Raw genomic sequence first — 207 nt, 5'->3', positions numbered from 1 at the left:
CGGCAACTTGAAGCCGCGCAGCTTGAGCAACGCCATCGGCCCCGCCCCCAGTTCGGTGCGTAGGTACCAGGTCAGGCCGATGCCATCGGGCGCCTTGAGCACCACGCGAAAACGGCTGTCGCCATCGTCCAGTGGCGTGACCAGGGCTTGCTCCAGCAGGCGGATCAGGCCCCAGGTGCCCGGGTAATCGCCAAACAGCCGTTCGTT

The 207-nt window shown here is 66.2% G+C and carries 1 protein-coding gene; it reads right to left on the bottom strand.

Features of this window, described 5'->3' with window-relative positions:
• A partial coding sequence (locus NQL71_RS29850; protein ID WP_343228893.1) for a type VI secretion IcmF C-terminal domain-containing protein occupies window positions 1–207 on the bottom strand: 207 nt, incomplete at both ends.

This window comes from Pseudomonas serbica, from assembly GCF_028823535.1.
GTDB lineage: Bacteria > Pseudomonadota > Gammaproteobacteria > Pseudomonadales > Pseudomonadaceae > Aquipseudomonas > Aquipseudomonas serbica.
The sequence above is the reverse complement of the archived record's forward strand: the minus strand, read 5'-3'. Positions and strand labels throughout refer to the sequence as shown.